We start from the raw sequence: 18,561 nt of genomic DNA, 5'->3' as shown, positions 1-18,561 counted from the left end.
ACTAAAACGCTCTTTTATACCCGAAATAGATTCAGTTGCATGAAACCAAGGTAAAGTTATGCAAACATCGGCACGAAACAAAAAATCAGTCCTGGTCACAGGAGCATCAAGCGGTATTGGCTTTTGTGCTGCACAGACACTTCGGCAGCGTGGCTACCATGTTATTGTTGCCTGCCGTAAAGAAAGCGATATTTTACGCCTAAAAGAGCTAGGTTATGACACTGTCTCCCTTGACCTCGATAATAAGGATAGCATAGAAACCGCGGCTCAAACGGTGTTAACACTCTGTAATCACCGCCTTTTCGGATTATTCAACAACGCTGGTTTTGGGGTGTATGGCCCATTAAATAGCGTCAGCCGCGAACAACTTGAAGCCCAGTTTTCCACTAACTTTTTTGGTGTTCATCAGTTAACTTTTTTGCTATTACCTGCAATGCTAGCGCACCATGAAGGGCGAATTATCCAGACTAGTTCAGTGATGGGCGTTATTTCAACTCCCGGACGTGGCGCTTATGCTGCCAGCAAATACGCACTGGAAGCATGGTCCGATGCACTACGCTTAGAATTGGCAGGAACAGGGGTGAAAGTGAGTTTGATTGAACCGGGCCCGATTCATACGGCTTTTACTCAAAATGTTGAACAAACACAAAAAGATAAACCCGTTAAAAACCCAGGTATTGCTTCACGTTTCACCTTAACACCAGAACATGTGGTAGAAAAACTGATCCATGCGTTAGAAAGCCCGCGCCCTAAAGTTCGCTATTCTGTCACGTTATTAACCGTCGCAGTGCGTATCTTAAAACGTATTTTACCTGACAAAATAATGGATAAAATACTGGCAAATCAGGGGAAAAAAGCTTGAAAAAAGCAAAATCAGCCCCACTTTATTACTATTGCTCACAAATTCTATTGATAACAAATTCAAAAGAGACTTCTTATGTTTGCTAACGCTCAGATAATTGATATTAACGAAACCAACCTACACCAAGTCATTGAACAATCAATGAATTTACCTGTCATGTTTTACTTTTGGTCACCGCGTAGCCCTCATTGCCAAGATTTCGGTACCATGTTGGAAAAAATTGCCAACGACTACGCAGGGTCATTTATTTTAGCTAAAGTTAATTGTGATGAAGAACAAATGATCGCAAGCCAGTTTGGCTTAAAAGCGATCCCTACTGTGTATGTATTGCAAAATGGCCGCCCTGTTGATGGCTTTGAAGGGCCACAACCAGAAGAAGTGGTGTTGGAAATTTTATCTCGCGTGCTGCCAAGCCCAGAAGAAATGAAAGCAGCACAAGCCGCTGAATTAATTGCAGAAGGTAAAACACAAGAAGCGCTGCCATTATTAAAAGAAGCGCATCAGCTGAACCCAAAAAATAGCGACATCACGTTATTATTGGCAGAAACCCAAATCGGTTTAAATCTCGTTGATGACGCTCAAGCTACTTTAGAAGCTGTCCCATTACAGGATAAAGACAGTCGTTACCAAGGTTTAATCGCACAAATTGAATTATTAAAGCAAGCTGCGGACACTCCTGAAATTCAGCAATTACAAGATGAATTCAATCAAGATCCACAAAATACAACGTTAGCGGTTCAATTAGCCCTAAAACTGCATGAGGTGAACCGCAACGAAGAAGCGCTGGAAATGTTATTCAGCTTTTTACGTACCGACTTGGGTGCAGGCGACGGCGCAGTAAGAAAAACCATGATGGATATTATGTCTGCAATGGGAACCGGTGATGCAATTGCCAGTAAATACCGTCGCCAAGTATATTCATTACTTTACTAATTAAGGGTTAAATATGGACTTGTTCGCCTTTGGTGCAATACCGATTATCATTTTTGTCGCTGTCGTTATTGTTTTTACCTGTGTTAAAACAGTACCGCAAGGCTTTCAATGGACCGTTGAGCGCTTCGGTCGCTATACCCGTACGTTGCAACCCGGCTTACATATTATTGTGCCATTTATGGACAAAATTGGCCGTCGCATCAATATGATGGAACAGGTCCTTGATATCCCATCTCAAGAAGTTATTTCTCGCGATAATGCCAACGTCACTATTGATGCGGTCTGCTTTATCCAAGTCGTTGACCCAGTACGTGCAGCCTATGAGGTTAGCAACCTTGAGCTTTCGGTACTGAATTTAACCATGACGAATATTCGTACCGTATTAGGTTCCATGGAACTAGACGAAATGTTGTCACAACGTGATTCCATTAATAGCCGCTTGTTGCACGTGGTGGATGAAGCAACCAACCCTTGGGGGGTCAAAATTACCCGTATCGAAATTCGTGATGTGAAGCCACCAAAAGAATTGATTAGTGCGATGAATGCGCAGATGAAGGCTGAACGTACTAAACGTGCCGATATTCTTGAGGCCGAGGGGATCCGCCAAGCGGCAATTTTAAAAGCTGAAGGTGAAAAACAGTCACAAATTCTCAAAGCCGAAGGGGAACGACAATCGGCATTTTTACAAGCCGAAGCGCGTGAAAGAGCCGCGGAAGCGGAAGCAAAAGCGACACAAATGGTATCTGAAGCTATCGCCGCTGGTGATATGCAGGCTATTAATTACTTTGTGGCGCAAAAATACACCGATGCACTGACCAGTATTGGTTCTGCCGAAAACAGCAAAGTCATCATGATGCCATTAGAAGCCAGTAATTTAATGGGCGCAATTGGTGGGATTACGGAGCTAATCGGCGAAAGCAAGAAAACCAGTGCCATGAAAAAGCAGGTAAAAGAATGATAGAGCTTATCAGTGCTCAACCCGCATGGTTTTGGCTGTGTCTTGGTGGGCTATTGCTGATTGGTGAACTTCTTGGTACCGCAGGCTATCTTTTATGGTCGGGTATTGCTGCGGTGCTTGTTGGGGTTATCGCTTGGGCACTGCCATTTATCGGTTGGGAGTGGCAAGGGATTTTATTTGCCATTTTTACCGTTGTCTCTGCTGTGTTATGGCGCAACTGGTTGAGGGATAGGCAAAAAAATAAGGCAGATAACGTCAACCAAATTAGCCATCAACTCATCGGTGTTAAAAGCCGTTTGTTGTCAGATACTGAAGAAGGTTTTAGCCGTGTACGCCTTGCGGATGGCAGTTGGCGTGTCTATAGCGACACGCCATTAAGTGCCAATACAGAAGTGGTGGTCATCGCAGTAGACGGTATCACCTTGCAGGTTAAGCCTTCGCATGATGACAGCACCCACGTGCCAGGTGGTCAATAATTGGGCAATCTGCACCATCATCCCCAGGGCATACGTCCACAAGCTCTTGTAATGTATCTCTAATGGCAGACAATTTAACAATTGTCTGCTCTATTTCATTTATCTTAGCTATCGTTGTCGTCTTTACATCAGCACTATGTCTGGTTGGATCACGAAATAAACCTAATAGCTCGCCACATTCATCCAAGGTAAAACCCACATCTTTTGCCTGTTTAAGCAATACGAGTTCGTTTAAATGACGCTCCTGATAATAACGGTAGCTATTTTCCCCTCTTTCAGGCGGTGTAATTAGCCCTTTGTCTTCATAAAAACGAATAGCTTTTGCAGTTAGGCCCGTTTTTTTGGCAATTTCACTAATATTCATAATTCCTCTTGACCTTAACCTTGCTGGAAGGTGTAACCTTTGTTCATTGTCGAATTATAGACCTAATTGTAGATAAAGTTATAGACCCAATACATCAAACGGGTTTTGGAGGCTGCAAAATGAGTAACATGATTATTTTAAAATTACAGGGGCTAAGCTGCATGCACTGTGTCGGCTCAGTCACTAAAGCGCTCGAAGGGCGCGGTGATGTCACTAACTTAAAAGTCACTATCGATTATGCCGTGATGGAAAGTGATGCCAATGTGGCTGATTTAATTAAAACCATCGTTGACGCAGGTTATGAAGCTGAAGTGGCTACAACCCCAGATATCGAATTACAACTTTCTGGCCTCAACTGTATGAAATGTGGGGGTAAAACACAAAAAGCACTCGAAGAGGTTGACGGTGTCGCCGCTGCTGTTGTCGATACGACTAGCGCCAAGGTATATGGCACTGCTGATGCGCAAACGTTAATCGCTGCCGTTCAACAAGCAGGCTACAACGCAGAACTGGCTCAAACAAAAGCGATCACTTTAGCCCTTTCGGGTCTAACTTGCATGAAATGTGCCGCTAAAACACAGCAGGCGCTAGAAGCGGTTGATGGTGTTGAAAGCGCAACTGTCGATACCCAAACCGCTGTTGTTCGTGGTACGGCCTCCGTAGACGTCTTAATTGCTGCGGTTCAAGCCGCTGGCTACCAAGCCACTGTGGATGAATCTCACCCAAAAACTGAGCCGCTGAGTACCACAACTGAACAGCCGGAAGCTGATTCAGCGGCAATCTGTGAGATCCCGGCACAAGAGTCTGATTTAGGTGAACAGCCTGAAATTAGCCCAATGGATGACAGCATACAGTTACTGCTCGATGGCATGACCTGTGCCAGTTGTGTCAACAAAGTCCAGAAAGCCTTAAATAGCGTACCGGGCGTTGAAAATGCACGTGTCAACTTAGCTGAGCGTAGTGCTTTAGTCACCGGAACTGCTGAACCAAATGATTTAATCGACGCGGTTGTCAAAGCAGGCTATGGCGCGGAGATCATTCAAGATGAAGCCAAACGCCGTGAGCGCCAACAAGAAGTCGCGCAAGCCAATATGCGCCGCTTCCGCTGGCAATCTGCATTAGCTCTTGCCCTTGGTATCCCTGTGATGGTATGGGGGATGATGGGCGATAACATGGTGCTGACTGAGCAAAACCATACCATTTGGCTCACTATTGGTGCATTAACCCTTGCGGTAATGGTATTTGCAGGTGGGCACTTTTATCGTAATGCATGGCAAAGCCTGAAAAATGGCAGCGCCACTATGGATACCTTAGTTGCGTTAGGAACAGGAGCGGCTTGGCTTTATTCGATTGTGGTGAATATTTGGCCTGAGTTATTCCCAGACCAAGCTCGCCATCTTTATTATGAAGCCAGTGCTATGATCATCGGTCTTATTAACCTTGGTCATGCCCTAGAACAGCGAGCTCGCCAACGTTCATCAAAAGCCCTTGAACGCTTGCTAGACCTGACACCGCCAACTGCCCGTGTTGTCACAGAGCAAGGCGAAGTGGATATGCCACTGGAGCAAGTCAAAAAAGGGATGGTTTTACGCTTAGCAACTGGTGACCGTGTCCCTGTTGATGGTGAAATTATCGAAGGCGAGGTTTGGTTAGATGAAGCCATGCTAACGGGTGAGCCGATCCCACAGCAAAAAAGTAAAGGGGATCAAGTCCATGCAGGTACTGTGGTACAGGATGGTACCGTGCTATTTCGTGCCGCGGCTGTCGGTAGCCAAACGACTTTAGCTCGAATTATTCACCTTGTTCGCCAAGCACAAAGTAGTAAACCACAAATTGGCCAGCTTGCTGACCGTATTTCTGCCGTCTTTGTGCCGATTGTAGTAGCTATCGCCTTAATTTCAGGTGCAATTTGGTACTTTGTTGGGCCTGCACCACAGATTACTTACGCACTCGTTATCACCACAACCGTGTTAATTATTGCGTGCCCTTGTGCGCTTGGCCTTGCAACACCAATGTCGATTATTTCTGGCGTGGGCCGAGCGGCTGAGTTTGGCGTGTTAGTTCGGGATGCGGATGCATTACAGCAAGCCAGTGAGTTAGATACCATTGTCTTTGATAAAACAGGCACATTGACTGAAGGCATGCCTCAAGTTACGGATATCCACGTGTTTAATGGGTTCGAACAAGATACCGCCTTACAGTTTGCCGCTTCATTAGAAAATGGCTCTAATCACCCACTTGCCCGCGCTGTTTTAAATCGCGCAAAAGGCTTAACACTACCCGCTAATGAGCAGTTTAGAACCTTAGCTGGGTTAGGTATTAGTGCAATAATTAACGGCCAAACTATTTTGTTAGGTAACCAAAAACTGTTAGCGCAAAATAATGTTGATACCCGTGATATTGAAGAAACATTACACCAACAAGCCACTCAAGGCGTAACGCCTGTTTTACTGGCTGTTGATGGTAAAGTTGCCGCGCTGTTATCTATCCGTGACCCATTGCGTGAAGATAGCATAAGCGCACTGGCGCGGTTACATAAACAAGGTTTCCGATTAGTCATGTTAACCGGGGATAACCCAGTAACTGCCAATGCGATAGCCAAAGAAGCGGGTATTGATGAGGTAATAGCAGGCGTCATGCCAGACGGTAAATCCGCCGCGATTGAAGCCTTACAAGCTAAAGGCCACAAAGTTGCGATGGTGGGTGATGGTATCAATGATGCCCCTGCTCTAGCCCGAGCTGACGTTGGTATTGCGATGGGCGGCGGCAGTGATATCGCTATTGAAACGGCATCGATTACCCTGATGCGCCAAAGCTTACATGGTGTAGCCGATGCAGTGTCTATTTCGAAAGGAACACTGCGTAATATGAAGCAAAACTTATTTGGGGCCTTTGTTTACAATACCTTAGGTATCCCAATTGCCGCGGGTATTTTATACCCAATTACCGGGACTTTACTTAACCCTGTCGTTGCAGGCGCAGCAATGGCTTTATCATCCATTACCGTGGTCAGTAACGCAAACCGCTTATTACGCTTTAAACCTGAGAAATAATACCCAAAAGTGGGAGGAACATGAGTTCCTCCCTTTTTAATGATGAATGCTGTTCATATCGAAACCTTGTCACCACAACACTTCATTTTCTTACTAAGTAAAAATCGCATTATTTTTTATGTCATTAATATCAAGCTAAGCCTATACTTATAAATAGTTAGTTACTTAATATTTGGAGTACAAAATGCTTAATATTGATCGTGAAAAACTCGCCAAACTTGCAGGCGAAGAGTTTAAAAAGCAACGTACCTTTTTGGTGATCTTATCCATTTTACTGTTGGCTGGTGGAATTTTTTGCATTATCAACCCAATGATTTCAGGCATTGCCGTTAGTACCGTACTTGGGGTGCTCCTGATTATTGGGGGCGTTGGCGCGATTGTAAGCATTCTAAGTACCGTGATCTATACCGGTTGGTCCCGGTTATTTGGTTTTGTTATTGGCCTTATCTATATCATTGTCGGCTACTCGTTTATTAAAGACCCGTTACAAAGTTTGGTAGCTTTGGCTATTTTAGTGGCGGCTTTATTTATCGTGGGTGGGGTCATTCGGCTGTATGTCGGCTTCCAACAAATTAGCTCAGCGGGTGGCTGGTTACAAATCATCATTGGGCTGTTAGATTTCTTTATTGCCTATTTACTTATCGGTAATGGCCCAATTACATCAATTACCTTACTGACAACCCTAATTGGTATCGAAATGGTGTTTAGTTCCTTTAGTTTGTTCACGTTACTCAGTGTATTTAAAGGTATCAGTAAAAATAATTAACCCTACCATGCCCCTTTGACAGGGGCATTTTTTCGCCTCCACGATGTCATCAATCTGCTAAAAAATGCGCAATTCGCGATGAGTATTCGCAAATTGCGGCTAGATTGTTTAACCTAATAAAATGAGAGATAACACAGGGGCGAAATCGTGGGTAAACTGTTCGAAAATTTAAAAAATTGGCTTCATACGCAAACCGCTCCGGCTTACCCTTACCCTGCCATTGATATTCGGCTATCAAAAAATCTTAAATTGCACGTTGTGGGTAGCATCCATATGGGAACAGAAAATATGTTTCCTTTGTCTGCCACATTATTAGATAAACTTAATCTCGCAGATGCCTTGATCGTTGAGGCGGATATCACTGAAACTCACTCCCCATTTCCTAGCGATACCACCGAACTTCTCCCTGTCGAACAACGACTCACTCTTGATGAATATCACCTTTTTCAACAATATTGCTTAGAGCTCCACCAATCCCCCGAACGCTTTGATGCCTTACCCTCATGGCAAATCGCCCTGATTTTGCAAGCAACCCAAGCCCAAGAACTCGGGCTTAGAGGCCACTACGGTATTGACTACCAACTTATCCGTAATGCGCAATCACAACTCAAACCAATTATTGAACTAGAAGGAACCGCCTCTCAAGTTGAATTGCTGCTTTCTTTGCCTAATAATGGGTTAGCGTTATTACAAGACTCATTGAAACACTGGCGTGAAAACGCGCGCTCGCTACAAACGATGATAGGCTGGTGGCTAGACTACCAACCCAATAATCGTACCGCTTTACCCAATACCTTTAGCGAAGATATTTACCAAGTATTGATGAAGCAACGAAACGCGAATTGGAGCGAACAACTTAGGTCACTTCCTGATGGTAACTATGTGGTTGCTGTTGGTGCGTTACACCTGTTTGGTGAAAATAGTCTGGTAGAATATTTGCGAAACTAAGTCATAAATAGAAGGCTCAAAATGACCCCAGCCGTTAAATTACTCGAAAAACAAAAAATTTCCTTCACTTTACATCCTTATGACCACGACCCAAATGAAAGTAACTTTGGTGATGAAGCAGTACAAAAACTTGGGTTAGATGCCAAGCAAGTGTTTAAAACCTTGTTAGTCGCACTCAATGGCGATCAAAAAACGTTAGCCGTGGCCGTAACACCTGTTTCAGGGCAATTAGATTTAAAACAGGTTGCCAAAGTGTTTAAGGTCAAAAAAGTTGAAATGGCGGACCCACAAATCGCTCAAAAAACAACGGGATATTTGCTTGGGGGAATTAGCCCATTAGGTCAAAAAAAGCGCTTACCAACAGTAATTGACGACCAAGCTCAGCAATATGCCACTATATTTGTTTCAGGTGGGAAACGTGGGCTAGATATTGAACTTGCTCCTACCGATCTCGCCAAAGTGCTGAATGCAACCTTCGCTGAAATACGTAAATGATATTAAACCCGTGACAATCGCAGCGACGATTGAATGATTATCGGCTCAAGAAGGCGGTAGGCAACAGCCGCCAGCAATTGGGTCTTACTGTGCTGTTGCTCGTTTCAGCCTCAAACCCGATGAATCTTGGAGTGTGATATTCCAGCTAGCGTTTCATTTACGCAATAGCCATAATCGACAAATAAGCCGAGGAACTGTGCGCTTTCTTGTTGAACATGCGCCTCATAAATATTTATTAAATTATCATTCATTTGATATTTATGAAGGCCCTCATTTAGTCGCTCATGTTTTTTGCTCTAAATAATGACGATAAAAAGCCCCACCGCGAGCGGTGAGGCTTTCAAGGTAATAATGATTTAATTATTTATTATTATAAATAATCTCACCTTTTGGCTCATAGTCTGCCGCTTTCAGCGGGGAGTGTTTTTCAATATACCCTTTGAGCACTTCCGCATCGACAAAGCCGGTATTAACATAATTAGGGTGGTTATCAATTTTCGGGTAACCGTCCCCACCAATTGCATTGAAATTCAACGTTGCCATACGATACGTTTTGGCCGGGTCAACAGGCTTCCCATCAATTTTGACATCACTAATCGTGCCATCTTTATTCAGGGTTAAATTCACATTGTAGAACTGACCATACGCGCCTGCATCTGGTTTCATATTCGCAACCGCAGTCAGGTATGGGATAACTTCATCACCTTTGAAGTCCACATAAACTAACTCATTGGCAAACGGTTGAACCTTAAGCACATCTTTATAAGTGATATCGCCACTTTCAATGGAATCACGAACACCGCCACCGCTCATAATCGCGAAATCAGCCCCTGCGCGTTCTTTTTGTGCAGCTAACAGAAGGTGCCCCATATTGGTTTGCACAAAACGCACTTTACTGCGATCACCTTCAAGTTTACCTTCAACAGAGCCCACTTTAACACTCAATTGCTTGTCACCTTTTTCTTGATAAGGTGTCAGTAATTTCATCATGTCAGGGTTATGAGCAATTTCTTGCGTATAGTAAACTCGCTCGCTAGTCCCATCTTCTTTTGTCACTTTTTTCTTCAAGTTAATTGGGATTAACTGGTAGTGCTTCAGGGTAAACTTACCGTTTTTAAATTCAAAATCCGCACGGCCAACATATTTACCCCATTCATGGGCTTGCACAATCCAAGTTCCATTTTGGTTATCTGGCGCACACGGTGTACCGGGTACATAGTCTTCCTGTTTGTAGTTTTTCTTTTCTTGAGACATACAAACAGGGTCTTGTGAGTGACCACCCACTATCATATCTAAATAACCAGCGGGTAAGCTGCGTGCCATTTCTACATCGCCCGGGGCATTCGAACCATGGTTGCCATCATCATAATGCCCCATATGGGTTGCGGCGATGATAATGTCTGGTTTTTCTGTCGCACGGAGCTCTTCAACCACTTTTTTGGCTTCGTCCGCAGGCACACGGAATTCGACATCAGGGAAGTTGGCAGGGTTACCAATACGCACGGTGTCGTCAGTGGTTAAACCCATAACCGCAATTTTTACACCTTGTTTATCAAAGATTTGGTAAGGTTTGAAAAGGCGTTTACCTGTACTGCTTTGATAAATATTGGCGGATAAAAACGGAAAGGTTGCCCATTTTTCTTGCTGACGCAGCGTCTCAAGTGGGTTATCAAACTCGTGGTTTCCTAATGCCATTGCATCGTAACCGACTAAGTTCATTCCTTTAAAATCAGGTTCTGCATCTTGTAAATCAGACTCTGGTACACCGGTATTAATATCGCCACCAGAGAGCAGTAAAACACTGCCACCTTGCTTAGCAACTTCGTCACGAATTTCATCAACTACCGTTTTTTGCGCTGCTAAACCATATTCACCGTGGTCGTTGTGCCAAAAGTGGCCATGATGGTCATTGGTATGCAAAATGGTAATATTGTATGTTTTGTCTTTTTCCCACGCATTTGCCATAGTTGCGGGTATTAACGCTAACGATACCGTTAATGCGCATGCCTTAAATGCAAACTTCATACATTTCTCCCTGCTGGTATAGGAATTTTTATACAGTCATATTAGATTATAGTTTGTCACTACCTGCTGTCTTATAGCATAAAAATATGAGCAGGATTTGATACCTATTGCAGAATAAGAAATTCGTTTCATAAAAATGAGATCGCCATCAAATAATTAACGAGCACTAGTTATTCACGTGATTTATTTATTCATTTAAATAAATTGTATTTCAGTTATATTAATAACAATTATGTAACACAAAAAGTTGATAATGACATGAGTGAGCAAACCACAACCCCCAACAACCCAAGCCCGTCAAAGCCATTAAATAAAACAGGGAAAACGGTCTTTAGTATCCTAACTGCGATCAGTGTTTCTCATTTACTCAATGACATGATCCAGTCACTGATCTTAGCCATTTATCCTTTATTACAATCTGATTTCTCATTGAGTTTTGCCCAAATCGGGATGATTACCCTTACTTATCAGATTACCGCATCACTGTTGCAACCGATTATTGGCTACTATACGGACAAACATCCACAACCTTATTCCTTGCCAATAGGAATGAGCTTCACGCTAACGGGGTTAATCTTGTTAGCGATGGCAGAAACCTTCCCGACCATATTACTTGCAGCAGCATTGGTTGGAACTGGTTCTTCTGTCTTCCATCCTGAATCTTCTCGTGTTGCTCGTATGGCTTCAGGGGGTCGTCATGGTCTGGCACAATCATTTTTCCAAGTCGGAGGCAACTTGGGCGCCTCCCTTGGGCCACTACTTGCAGCACTAATTATTGAACCCTACGGAAAAGGCAATATTGGCTGGTTCTCGCTCGCAGCTTTGCTTGCAATTGTTATTTTGTTGCAAGTCAGTAGCTGGTACAAACAACAACACCGCGCAGCAAGTAAAAAGCCGATCAGTGCAGGGAATGTTAGAGTCCTACCACGAAAAACAATTATTGGCTCTTTGGCAGTACTGTTAATTCTGATTTTTTCAAAATATTTCTATTTGGCAAGTATCAGTAGCTATTACACCTTTTATTTGATCGATAAGTTCGGTGTTTCTGTACAAAATGCTCAGATTCATTTGTTTGTTTTCTTATTTGCCGTTGCCGCAGGTACTATGATTGGTGGGCCAATAGGTGACAAAATAGGACGTAAATACGTTATTTGGTTCTCAATCCTTGGAGTTGCGCCATTTACCTTAATTTTACCCTATGCATCTCTTTATTGGACTGGGGTGCTTACCGTAATTATTGGTATGATTTTAGCCTCTGCATTTTCGGCTATTTTAGTCTACGCACAAGAGCTGATCCCTGGTAAAACAGGCATGGTATCAGGGTTGTTCTTTGGGTTAGCATTCGGCATGGGGGGCGTTGGCGCTGCCGTTTTAGGCCATATCGCAGACCAGACCAGTATTGAACAAGTTTATCATTATTGTGCTTTCTTACCCTTACTTGGGATTTTTACAGTATTGCTGCCAAATATTGGCAAAAAATAGATTTATTTTCTTATTTTACCCATACTTACCTAAAAATAAGTATGGGTCTTTCCTTCCATAATTCAGATTAATTTCAGATAAAAATCTCACAAACACACAGCTTGTAACGATTTAGCTCCTTTAACCTGTCTTTTTTTTAAAAACATTTCATTTTTTTAAGGAAATTTATCTCAAAAAAAGTTAGAATATAAAAACATGCAATTTGCATTTTAAAATGAAGGCCTCATTTTAAAAGTCAACGGCATGTACCCACCTTTCTATTTTTATATTCACCAGAGGAGACTAAATGGAGCATTCAACGCCCTTAATCACAACCATTGTTGGTGGTCTCGCCCTTGCATATTTGTTAGGTATGATCGCGCAGCGATTAAAAATTTCCCCTTTAGTTGGCTATCTTGCGGCCGGTGTTCTCGCAGGCCCATTTACCCCCGGCTTTGTTGCTGATGCAGCACTGGCGCCTGAACTTGCTGAAATCGGTGTTATCTTACTGATGTTTGGGGTAGGCCTACATTTTTCATTAAAAGATTTACTTGCTGTTAAAGCTATCGCCATTCCTGGAGCCATTGCACAAATCGCAGTAGCAACCTTACTGGGTCTTGGCCTGTCCATGTTATTTGGCTGGGGAATATTTACAGGTGTTGTATTCGGCCTATGTTTATCAACCGCCAGTACCGTCGTATTACTACGTGCTTTAGAAGAACGCCAACTGATTGAAAGTCAGCGTGGGCAAATTGCTATAGGCTGGCTGATTGTTGAAGACCTCGCCATGGTCTTAACACTTGTTCTTCTGCCTGCTGCTGCGGCTATCATGAATACCGATGACGCTAGCTTCAGTGAGCTCACATTAGGCCTTGCATGGACAATAGGTAAAGTTGTTCTATTCATATTTATTATGATTGTCGTGGGGCGTAAAGTTATCCCATGGATTTTATCACGTACCGCGTCAACAGGTTCTCGTGAACTGTTTACTCTTGCCGTACTAGCACTTGCATTGGGTATTGCCTATGCCGCTGTGGCTATTTTCGATGCCTCATTTGCCCTCGGTGCGTTCTTCGCAGGGATGGTATTAAATGAGTCTGAGCTCAGCCACCGTGCTGCACAAGACACGCTGCCATTACGCGATGCCTTTGCCGTCCTGTTCTTTGTCTCAGTTGGGATGCTGTTCGACCCAGTGGTATTAATTGAGCAACCGCTAGGGATTTTAGCCGTTCTCGCCATTATCATTATTGGTAAATCCGCAGCCGCCTTAGTACTTGTTAGGATGTTTGGTCATTCACGACGAACTGCATTAACCATTTCTGTTAGTCTTGCACAAATTGGTGAGTTTGCATTTATCTTAGCCGGTATGGGTTTAACCCTAGGCGTCATGGATAAAGATGCACAAAACTTGGTATTAGCAGGCGCAATTGTCTCGATCATGCTAAATCCTGTGTTATTTAGCTTATTAGATAAGTACCTTGAAAAAACCGAGACAATCGAAGAACAACTGCTGGAAGAGACTCTGGAAGAAGAAACCCAAGTTCCTGTCGATATCTGCGGCCACGCAATCATTGTCGGTTATGGTCGAGTAGGTGGTATGCTTGCAGACAAACTGCGTAGAAGGGAAATTCCGGTTGTTGTTGTTGAAGATACCCGCGCTCGGTTTGAAGAACTTGCTGAAAATGGCTTTAGTGCAATTTTAGGTAATGGCGCAAATAAAGATATCATTAGCCTTGCGCGTATTGAATGTGCCAAAACATTGCTTTTAACAATCCCTAATGGTTATGAAGCCGGTGAAATTGTCGCAACCGCAAAAGAAATGAACCCAGATGTCACTGTGATTGTTCGTGCCCATTATGATGATGAAGTCAGCTTTATCAAAGAGCGTGGAGCAGACCATATCATTATTGGTGAACATGAGATTGCTAAATCCATGGCGACGCTCATGTGCAATGATGTGGAAGAGTTCGGTTGTTCAATCGATGATTTTATTGATAATGACAATAAAAAAGTTGAAGGCAAAAACTTAGATGAATATCTAAAACCTGGCCACTAAACACCGCCCTATCTTTAAAGCCGTAGCCTTTGGGTTACGGCTTTTTTGTGCACAAAAAATCCATGACGATAAAACGTCATGGATCATCAAGATAACTATAAATAAGCGTTATTCTGCCATTTGTACTTTGAACTCATCCCCTGTCCAAACCGGCAACCCTTGGTCTTTAAAAAACTGAATTTCCGCTGCAACACCACCGCTCTTTTCCCAGCCTGGCAATGTCAGCACAATTAAACCATCACAGCGCTTTAGAAATTCCATATCAATAGAAGACCATGCGACTTTTAGCCCTTGTGAGGCCAAGTATTGGTTAATTGGATGGGTCATCGTGATTTGGCTATAAGTAGCGATACCTTTAAGCGCAAGTTCTGCCGCAAATTTAGTACATTCAGCAAAGCGCATTTCTACGACACTGCTGTCGGGGTCTGAATAAGGGCAAGCAATAAAATAGAGGCTCATAATCATTCCTAGTATTGGCGTTAATCAAATTTTGGGTAAAGTAACCCTATGAAAAATAATTAAATATATTTCATAGGGTGTGTTTATAATTGAATGATGAAAATTAAAGCTTATTCAACATCCGCAACAATAATTTTCGTTTTAGGATGTTTTTTATTCTCAGGTAATTTAAATTCTTTGCTGGTTGTCACCAAATAATCAATATTGTCCCAACTCGTCACAAAATTAATCGCATGCTTATTAGCCTTTGTGCCATCCGCTAACACCATTAATTTATCGCTGTTTTCCATCATCTTTTGCGCAATTGCGGCTTCATCGACGTGCTGATCCATCACACCATGCAATGCATGTATCGCCCCTGCCCCAATCACTGCGTAATCTGCAAAAAACTCAGCAATATTTTTTAGCGCAATAGCACCTAAGCATGCGTTTTGTGCGGCGTTAAATTGCCCACCAATCAAAATTGTTTCGATAGTTACGTTTTCTTGTAACGTATTTGCCAATAAAGGCGAATTCGTAATAACCGTTAAATTATCAATCAACTTGATTCTTTGGCTAAATTCAAAGGTCGTCGTGCCAAAATCGATAAACAATGTGTCTCCGGGTTTAATCAGCTCCGCGGCTTTCGCTGCAATCGCTTTTTTCTCATCAACCGCGGCTTGGGCTCTTTCCGTAAAATTACGTTCAAATTTTGACTGAATGTTTACGGCTCCACCATGGACTTTTTTTAGTAACTTTTGTGTTTCAAGTTTACTAAGGTCACGACGGATAGTTTCTTGCGCGACATTAAAATGTTTAGCAAGCTCCTGTACGTAAACCTGCCCTTGAGTAGAAAGTAACTCAATGATGGTTTGATGACGTACTTTTGAGGAACGTCCCTCACACATAGTTTAATCCTTCTTAACCATTTAACTTTCCAGCACTATACAACAGTGATGCTAATTTCAGTAGCTCCCCGTTGTATTTTTGTTAAATCAATATTTTTCAGTAAAATACGTCGGGTTGGTAAGCAGCGATGCCGTTTTTCATATAACAGAGTATTCCCTGCCATAACACGGATGGTTCCGCTTACTGGTTGTGTAACTTTGATATTAAAATCAATCTGTCGCACCGATAAATCATCAATATCTATACATGCTGGAACACTAAAACAAATTTTCGGGTCATACTGCACAGGAATACATTGGGCCACTTTTAATTGCTGCTGATGATGATTCGCTAATAAATCGTCAGCAATCCGCTCTCCTGTCACCAATCCTTCTTGATAGCATTGGTCGCCCATATCGGCTGGATGCAACATATTACCAGCAGCATAGTAACTGGCATCTGAACAACGCCCATATTGGTCTGTTACCGGTTTTCCTGTCTCCGAATCAAACCCCAAATGGCTTTTACGGATTAACGTGTTTTCACCGACAAATTGCCCCGTAAAAATGACCGAATCACACATAATTTTGTGGCTTTTACCTTTGGTTTCAACAACCACATATTCCACGCGATCTAAGCCGCCAATTTCAGTAATTTTACTATTCAAATAAACGGGGGTTCCCATCGCTTTGGCAAATAACGTCGCGGGCTTAAACGCTAAAATCCGCTCGCCACTTTCAATCATCGCTTGGGCTTTAACACCGGCGTTTTTTAGTGTCCATAGTGCAGAAAAACTCACTAATTCACTGCCTACAATCACTGGATTACGGCAAGGCTTCTTACCGTTTAAATAAACAAATTGCTGTAATGCCCCGGCTGTTAATACCCCTTGAGGGCGCAAACCTGAAACTAAGCGCGGGTGTCGAGGTGTCTCTCTTACCCCCGTCGCTATCAATACTCGTTTAGCTTGCATTTCAACAAGGCCTTCTGGCGTTGAAACGGTTAATTTTCCATTAGGTTGTAACGCAGTCACGGTACTACGGGTGAAAATTGGCGTGTTTCCCAGTTGATTGACAATTTTTTCTGCAAATTGATTGCCTTTCATCGGCCGTTTAAAGGCTAATATGCCAAATGTAGGGTGCTGGCAGTGACGCGGAACGCCTCCCGCCTGTGCTTCACGTTCAATAATAGCGATATTTTGAACACCACGACGGCGTAACGCCTGCGCTGCCGCAACACCAGTAGGGCCAGAGCCAATGATAATCACATCATAATTTAAACTCATTTTACGGCCTCCACTGCCAGTGTGTGGTCGAAGCGACCATTAATAATTTCAGCCACCTGACTACTACAATAAAACCCATTACAGCGCCCCATCATCACTCGTGTTCTGCGGCGTAAAGCACCTAAACACTCAGGAGGAATATCCGAATCAAATGCGGCTTCAATCTCCCGCTGAGTTACTAATTCACAATGGCAAACAATACCGCCATTACTTTTGCATTGGTAATCCCGTTGGTGATATTCAGAAATCATTGGCATGGTTGGCCAAATTAGCGCTTCTGGCGGTGATAATTCAAAAAGTGGTGTGAAGTTTTCTTGATACAATTTACCAAGATAACTAGCCACCCCTAAAGCTGAAGTTAGGCCTGTTGAACGAATTCCCCCCGCACAGATCCACTGCTTTTCAGGGTAATCATTAATGCGGTAATATTTTTCTTCTGTAGCAGGACGTAACCCCGCATAGGTTGCGGTCACACTGTAATTATGCAATGAAGGTAACATACGTGAACCTTGGGCAATTAAGTCTTCAAGGACTTCTTGTTTTACCTCAGCTTTCCAACGGTCATCTTGTTCTTCCGCTGTTGGGCCAAGCAAAAGGTTGCCGAAGATAGTTTTTGATAACAGTACGCCTTTTGTGATAGCGGTCGGAACAGGTAGGATAATTGCATTGATATCCGCTGCTGCGGCTTTATCATAGACGAGAAACTGCCCTTTACGTGGCTTTATTTGGAACGGTGATGGGTGGCAAATTGATTCAACAATGTCGCCATTAATTCCCGCACAATTAATGACCAAACGGGCAGAAAACTCACCTTTTGATGTGGTTAATCGCCATATTCTATCATTGAGTGCTCCACCGCTTACCTCACAATGAAAACGGTATTCAGCCCCATGTTTCACCGCTTGGGTTAAATACGAAAGTGGTGTACTCCATGGGTCAATAACCGCTTCACCTGGCACAGAAACAGCCGCGAGTGCTCCCGGTGCTAGATGAGGTTCTCTGCGATAGAGTTCTTCTTTATCAATAATTGCCACATCTAATACATTGTTAGTGTGTGCTTGCTCTACTATCGCAGGCAATTTACTAAGCTGCTCATCATTCCATGCAACCACTAATGCCCCTGTTTCAAGAAGAGGTAAATTCATTTTTTCTCTGATTTCAATGAATTCACGATACCCCTCTTGCATGCACTCAAGTTCTAGACTCCCTGGTGTGGCGTCAAAACCTGTGTGTAATAGCGCACTATTTGCCTTACTTGCTCCCGAAAGGATGTCACCTCCACGTTCAAGTAACAACGTATTGGCACCCATCAGTGTGAATTTACGTGTCACAGCACAGCCAATGACACCACCGCCGATGACAATGACATCCCAAATTTTTTTATTATTAATATCCATGGCTGAGATCCTTAACTTAAAACTTGCACACATAAAACCACATAATTCCCACAACCACAATAATTAAAACAACACAAAGCACAACAACAACCAAAAAATTACTCACATTGTTACTTTATTGTGATTTTTGTCACATTAGTGAAACTTACTGTGAGT

Annotated in this window: 16 protein-coding genes; 10 read left to right on the top strand and 6 right to left on the bottom strand. The window is 43.0% G+C overall.

What is annotated here, in order from left to right:
* Window positions 1-58: 58 nt before the first annotated feature.
* The 4 genes from PSE83_RS08550 to PSE83_RS08535 all read left to right on the top strand — a co-directional run bounded on the left by PSE83_RS08550 (window position 59) and on the right by PSE83_RS08535 (window position 3,229).
* Window positions 59-862: an SDR family oxidoreductase gene (locus PSE83_RS08550; RefSeq protein WP_140171205.1), complete on the top strand. Its 804-nt coding sequence runs from the start codon at window positions 59-61 to the stop codon at window positions 860-862.
* A 75-nt stretch (window positions 863-937) separates the two neighbouring features.
* A complete protein-coding gene (locus PSE83_RS08545; RefSeq protein WP_004260310.1) occupies window positions 938-1,795 on the top strand; it encodes a co-chaperone YbbN in 858 nt (285 codons plus the stop codon).
* 13 nt (window positions 1,796-1,808) lie between these two features.
* Entirely contained in the window at window positions 1,809-2,753 is a 945-nt protein-coding gene (locus PSE83_RS08540) for an SPFH domain-containing protein (RefSeq protein WP_004260315.1), read from the top strand.
* The gene (locus PSE83_RS08535; protein ID WP_272660806.1) at window positions 2,750-3,229 is read left to right on the top strand and encodes an NfeD family protein; all 480 of its coding nucleotides are present in this window, start codon (window positions 2,750-2,752) and stop codon (window positions 3,227-3,229) included. The genes PSE83_RS08540 and PSE83_RS08535 overlap by 4 nt, the downstream gene beginning before the upstream one ends.
* On the opposite strand, the gene cueR is transcribed toward PSE83_RS08535, so the two are convergent.
* On the bottom strand, window positions 3,183-3,593 hold the full coding sequence (gene cueR / locus PSE83_RS08530) for a Cu(I)-responsive transcriptional regulator (protein ID WP_096863259.1): 411 nt from the start codon (window positions 3,591-3,593) through the stop codon (window positions 3,183-3,185). The genes PSE83_RS08535 and cueR overlap by 47 nt on opposite strands.
* A gap of 119 nt (window positions 3,594-3,712) precedes the next feature.
* Between cueR and copA the strand changes: the two genes are divergently transcribed.
* From copA to ybaK, 4 genes are all read left to right on the top strand, one after another.
* Window positions 3,713-6,646, top strand: coding sequence for a copper-exporting P-type ATPase CopA (gene copA, locus PSE83_RS08525; RefSeq protein ID WP_272660805.1), 2,934 nt, complete (start codon window positions 3,713-3,715; stop codon window positions 6,644-6,646).
* Between the two features lie 184 nt (window positions 6,647-6,830).
* Window positions 6,831-7,412: an HdeD family acid-resistance protein gene (locus tag PSE83_RS08520; protein ID WP_004260329.1), complete on the top strand. Its 582-nt coding sequence runs from the start codon at window positions 6,831-6,833 to the stop codon at window positions 7,410-7,412.
* Between the two features lie 147 nt (window positions 7,413-7,559).
* Window positions 7,560-8,360 (top strand): TraB/GumN family protein, encoded by an 801-nt coding sequence (locus tag PSE83_RS08515; RefSeq protein WP_144140458.1) that lies wholly within the window; start codon window positions 7,560-7,562, stop codon window positions 8,358-8,360.
* A 21-nt stretch (window positions 8,361-8,381) separates the two neighbouring features.
* Window positions 8,382-8,855, top strand: coding sequence for a Cys-tRNA(Pro)/Cys-tRNA(Cys) deacylase YbaK (gene ybaK / locus PSE83_RS08510; protein ID WP_144140456.1), 474 nt, complete (start codon window positions 8,382-8,384; stop codon window positions 8,853-8,855).
* A 360-nt stretch (window positions 8,856-9,215) separates the two neighbouring features.
* Here the strand turns inward: ybaK and ushA are convergent, their stop codons facing one another.
* Complete coding sequence (gene ushA / locus PSE83_RS08505) at window positions 9,216-10,880, bottom strand: bifunctional UDP-sugar hydrolase/5'-nucleotidase UshA (protein WP_004913593.1); 1,665 nt, start codon at window positions 10,878-10,880, stop codon at window positions 9,216-9,218.
* A 258-nt stretch (window positions 10,881-11,138) separates the two neighbouring features.
* Between ushA and PSE83_RS08500 the strand changes: the two genes are divergently transcribed.
* A complete protein-coding gene (locus PSE83_RS08500) occupies window positions 11,139-12,362 on the top strand; it encodes an MFS transporter (protein ID WP_181488477.1) in 1,224 nt (407 codons plus the stop codon).
* 286 nt (window positions 12,363-12,648) lie between these two features.
* Window positions 12,649-14,397 carry a YbaL family putative K(+) efflux transporter gene (gene ybaL / locus PSE83_RS08495; RefSeq protein WP_144140454.1) on the top strand — a complete coding sequence of 583 codons (1,749 nt, stop codon included), beginning with the start codon at window positions 12,649-12,651 and terminating at the stop codon, window positions 14,395-14,397.
* A gap of 108 nt (window positions 14,398-14,505) precedes the next feature.
* On the opposite strand, the gene PSE83_RS08490 is transcribed toward ybaL, so the two are convergent.
* The 4 genes from PSE83_RS08490 to PSE83_RS08475 all read right to left on the bottom strand — a co-directional run bounded on the left by PSE83_RS08490 (window position 14,506) and on the right by PSE83_RS08475 (window position 18,405).
* Complete coding sequence (locus PSE83_RS08490; protein ID WP_144140452.1) at window positions 14,506-14,856, bottom strand: DUF1937 family protein; 351 nt, start codon at window positions 14,854-14,856, stop codon at window positions 14,506-14,508.
* A 110-nt stretch (window positions 14,857-14,966) separates the two neighbouring features.
* On the bottom strand, window positions 14,967-15,743 hold the full coding sequence (locus PSE83_RS08485; RefSeq protein WP_004260363.1) for a DeoR/GlpR family DNA-binding transcription regulator: 777 nt from the start codon (window positions 15,741-15,743) through the stop codon (window positions 14,967-14,969).
* A 35-nt stretch (window positions 15,744-15,778) separates the two neighbouring features.
* Window positions 15,779-17,008, bottom strand: coding sequence for an NAD(P)/FAD-dependent oxidoreductase (locus tag PSE83_RS08480; RefSeq protein WP_144140451.1), 1,230 nt, complete (start codon window positions 17,006-17,008; stop codon window positions 15,779-15,781).
* Window positions 17,005-18,405 carry an NAD(P)/FAD-dependent oxidoreductase gene (locus PSE83_RS08475; RefSeq protein ID WP_112307158.1) on the bottom strand — a complete coding sequence of 467 codons (1,401 nt, stop codon included), beginning with the start codon at window positions 18,403-18,405 and terminating at the stop codon, window positions 17,005-17,007. Before PSE83_RS08475 ends, PSE83_RS08480 begins: the two co-directional genes overlap by 4 nt.
* Between the last annotated feature and the right edge of the window lie 156 nt (window positions 18,406-18,561).

The sequence above is a fragment of the Providencia sp. PROV150 genome, from assembly GCF_028481025.1.
Taxonomy (GTDB): Bacteria; Pseudomonadota; Gammaproteobacteria; order Enterobacterales; family Enterobacteriaceae; genus Providencia; species Providencia hangzhouensis.
Note: the sequence above shows the minus strand (reverse complement) of the source record. Positions and strands in the feature narration are given on the sequence as shown.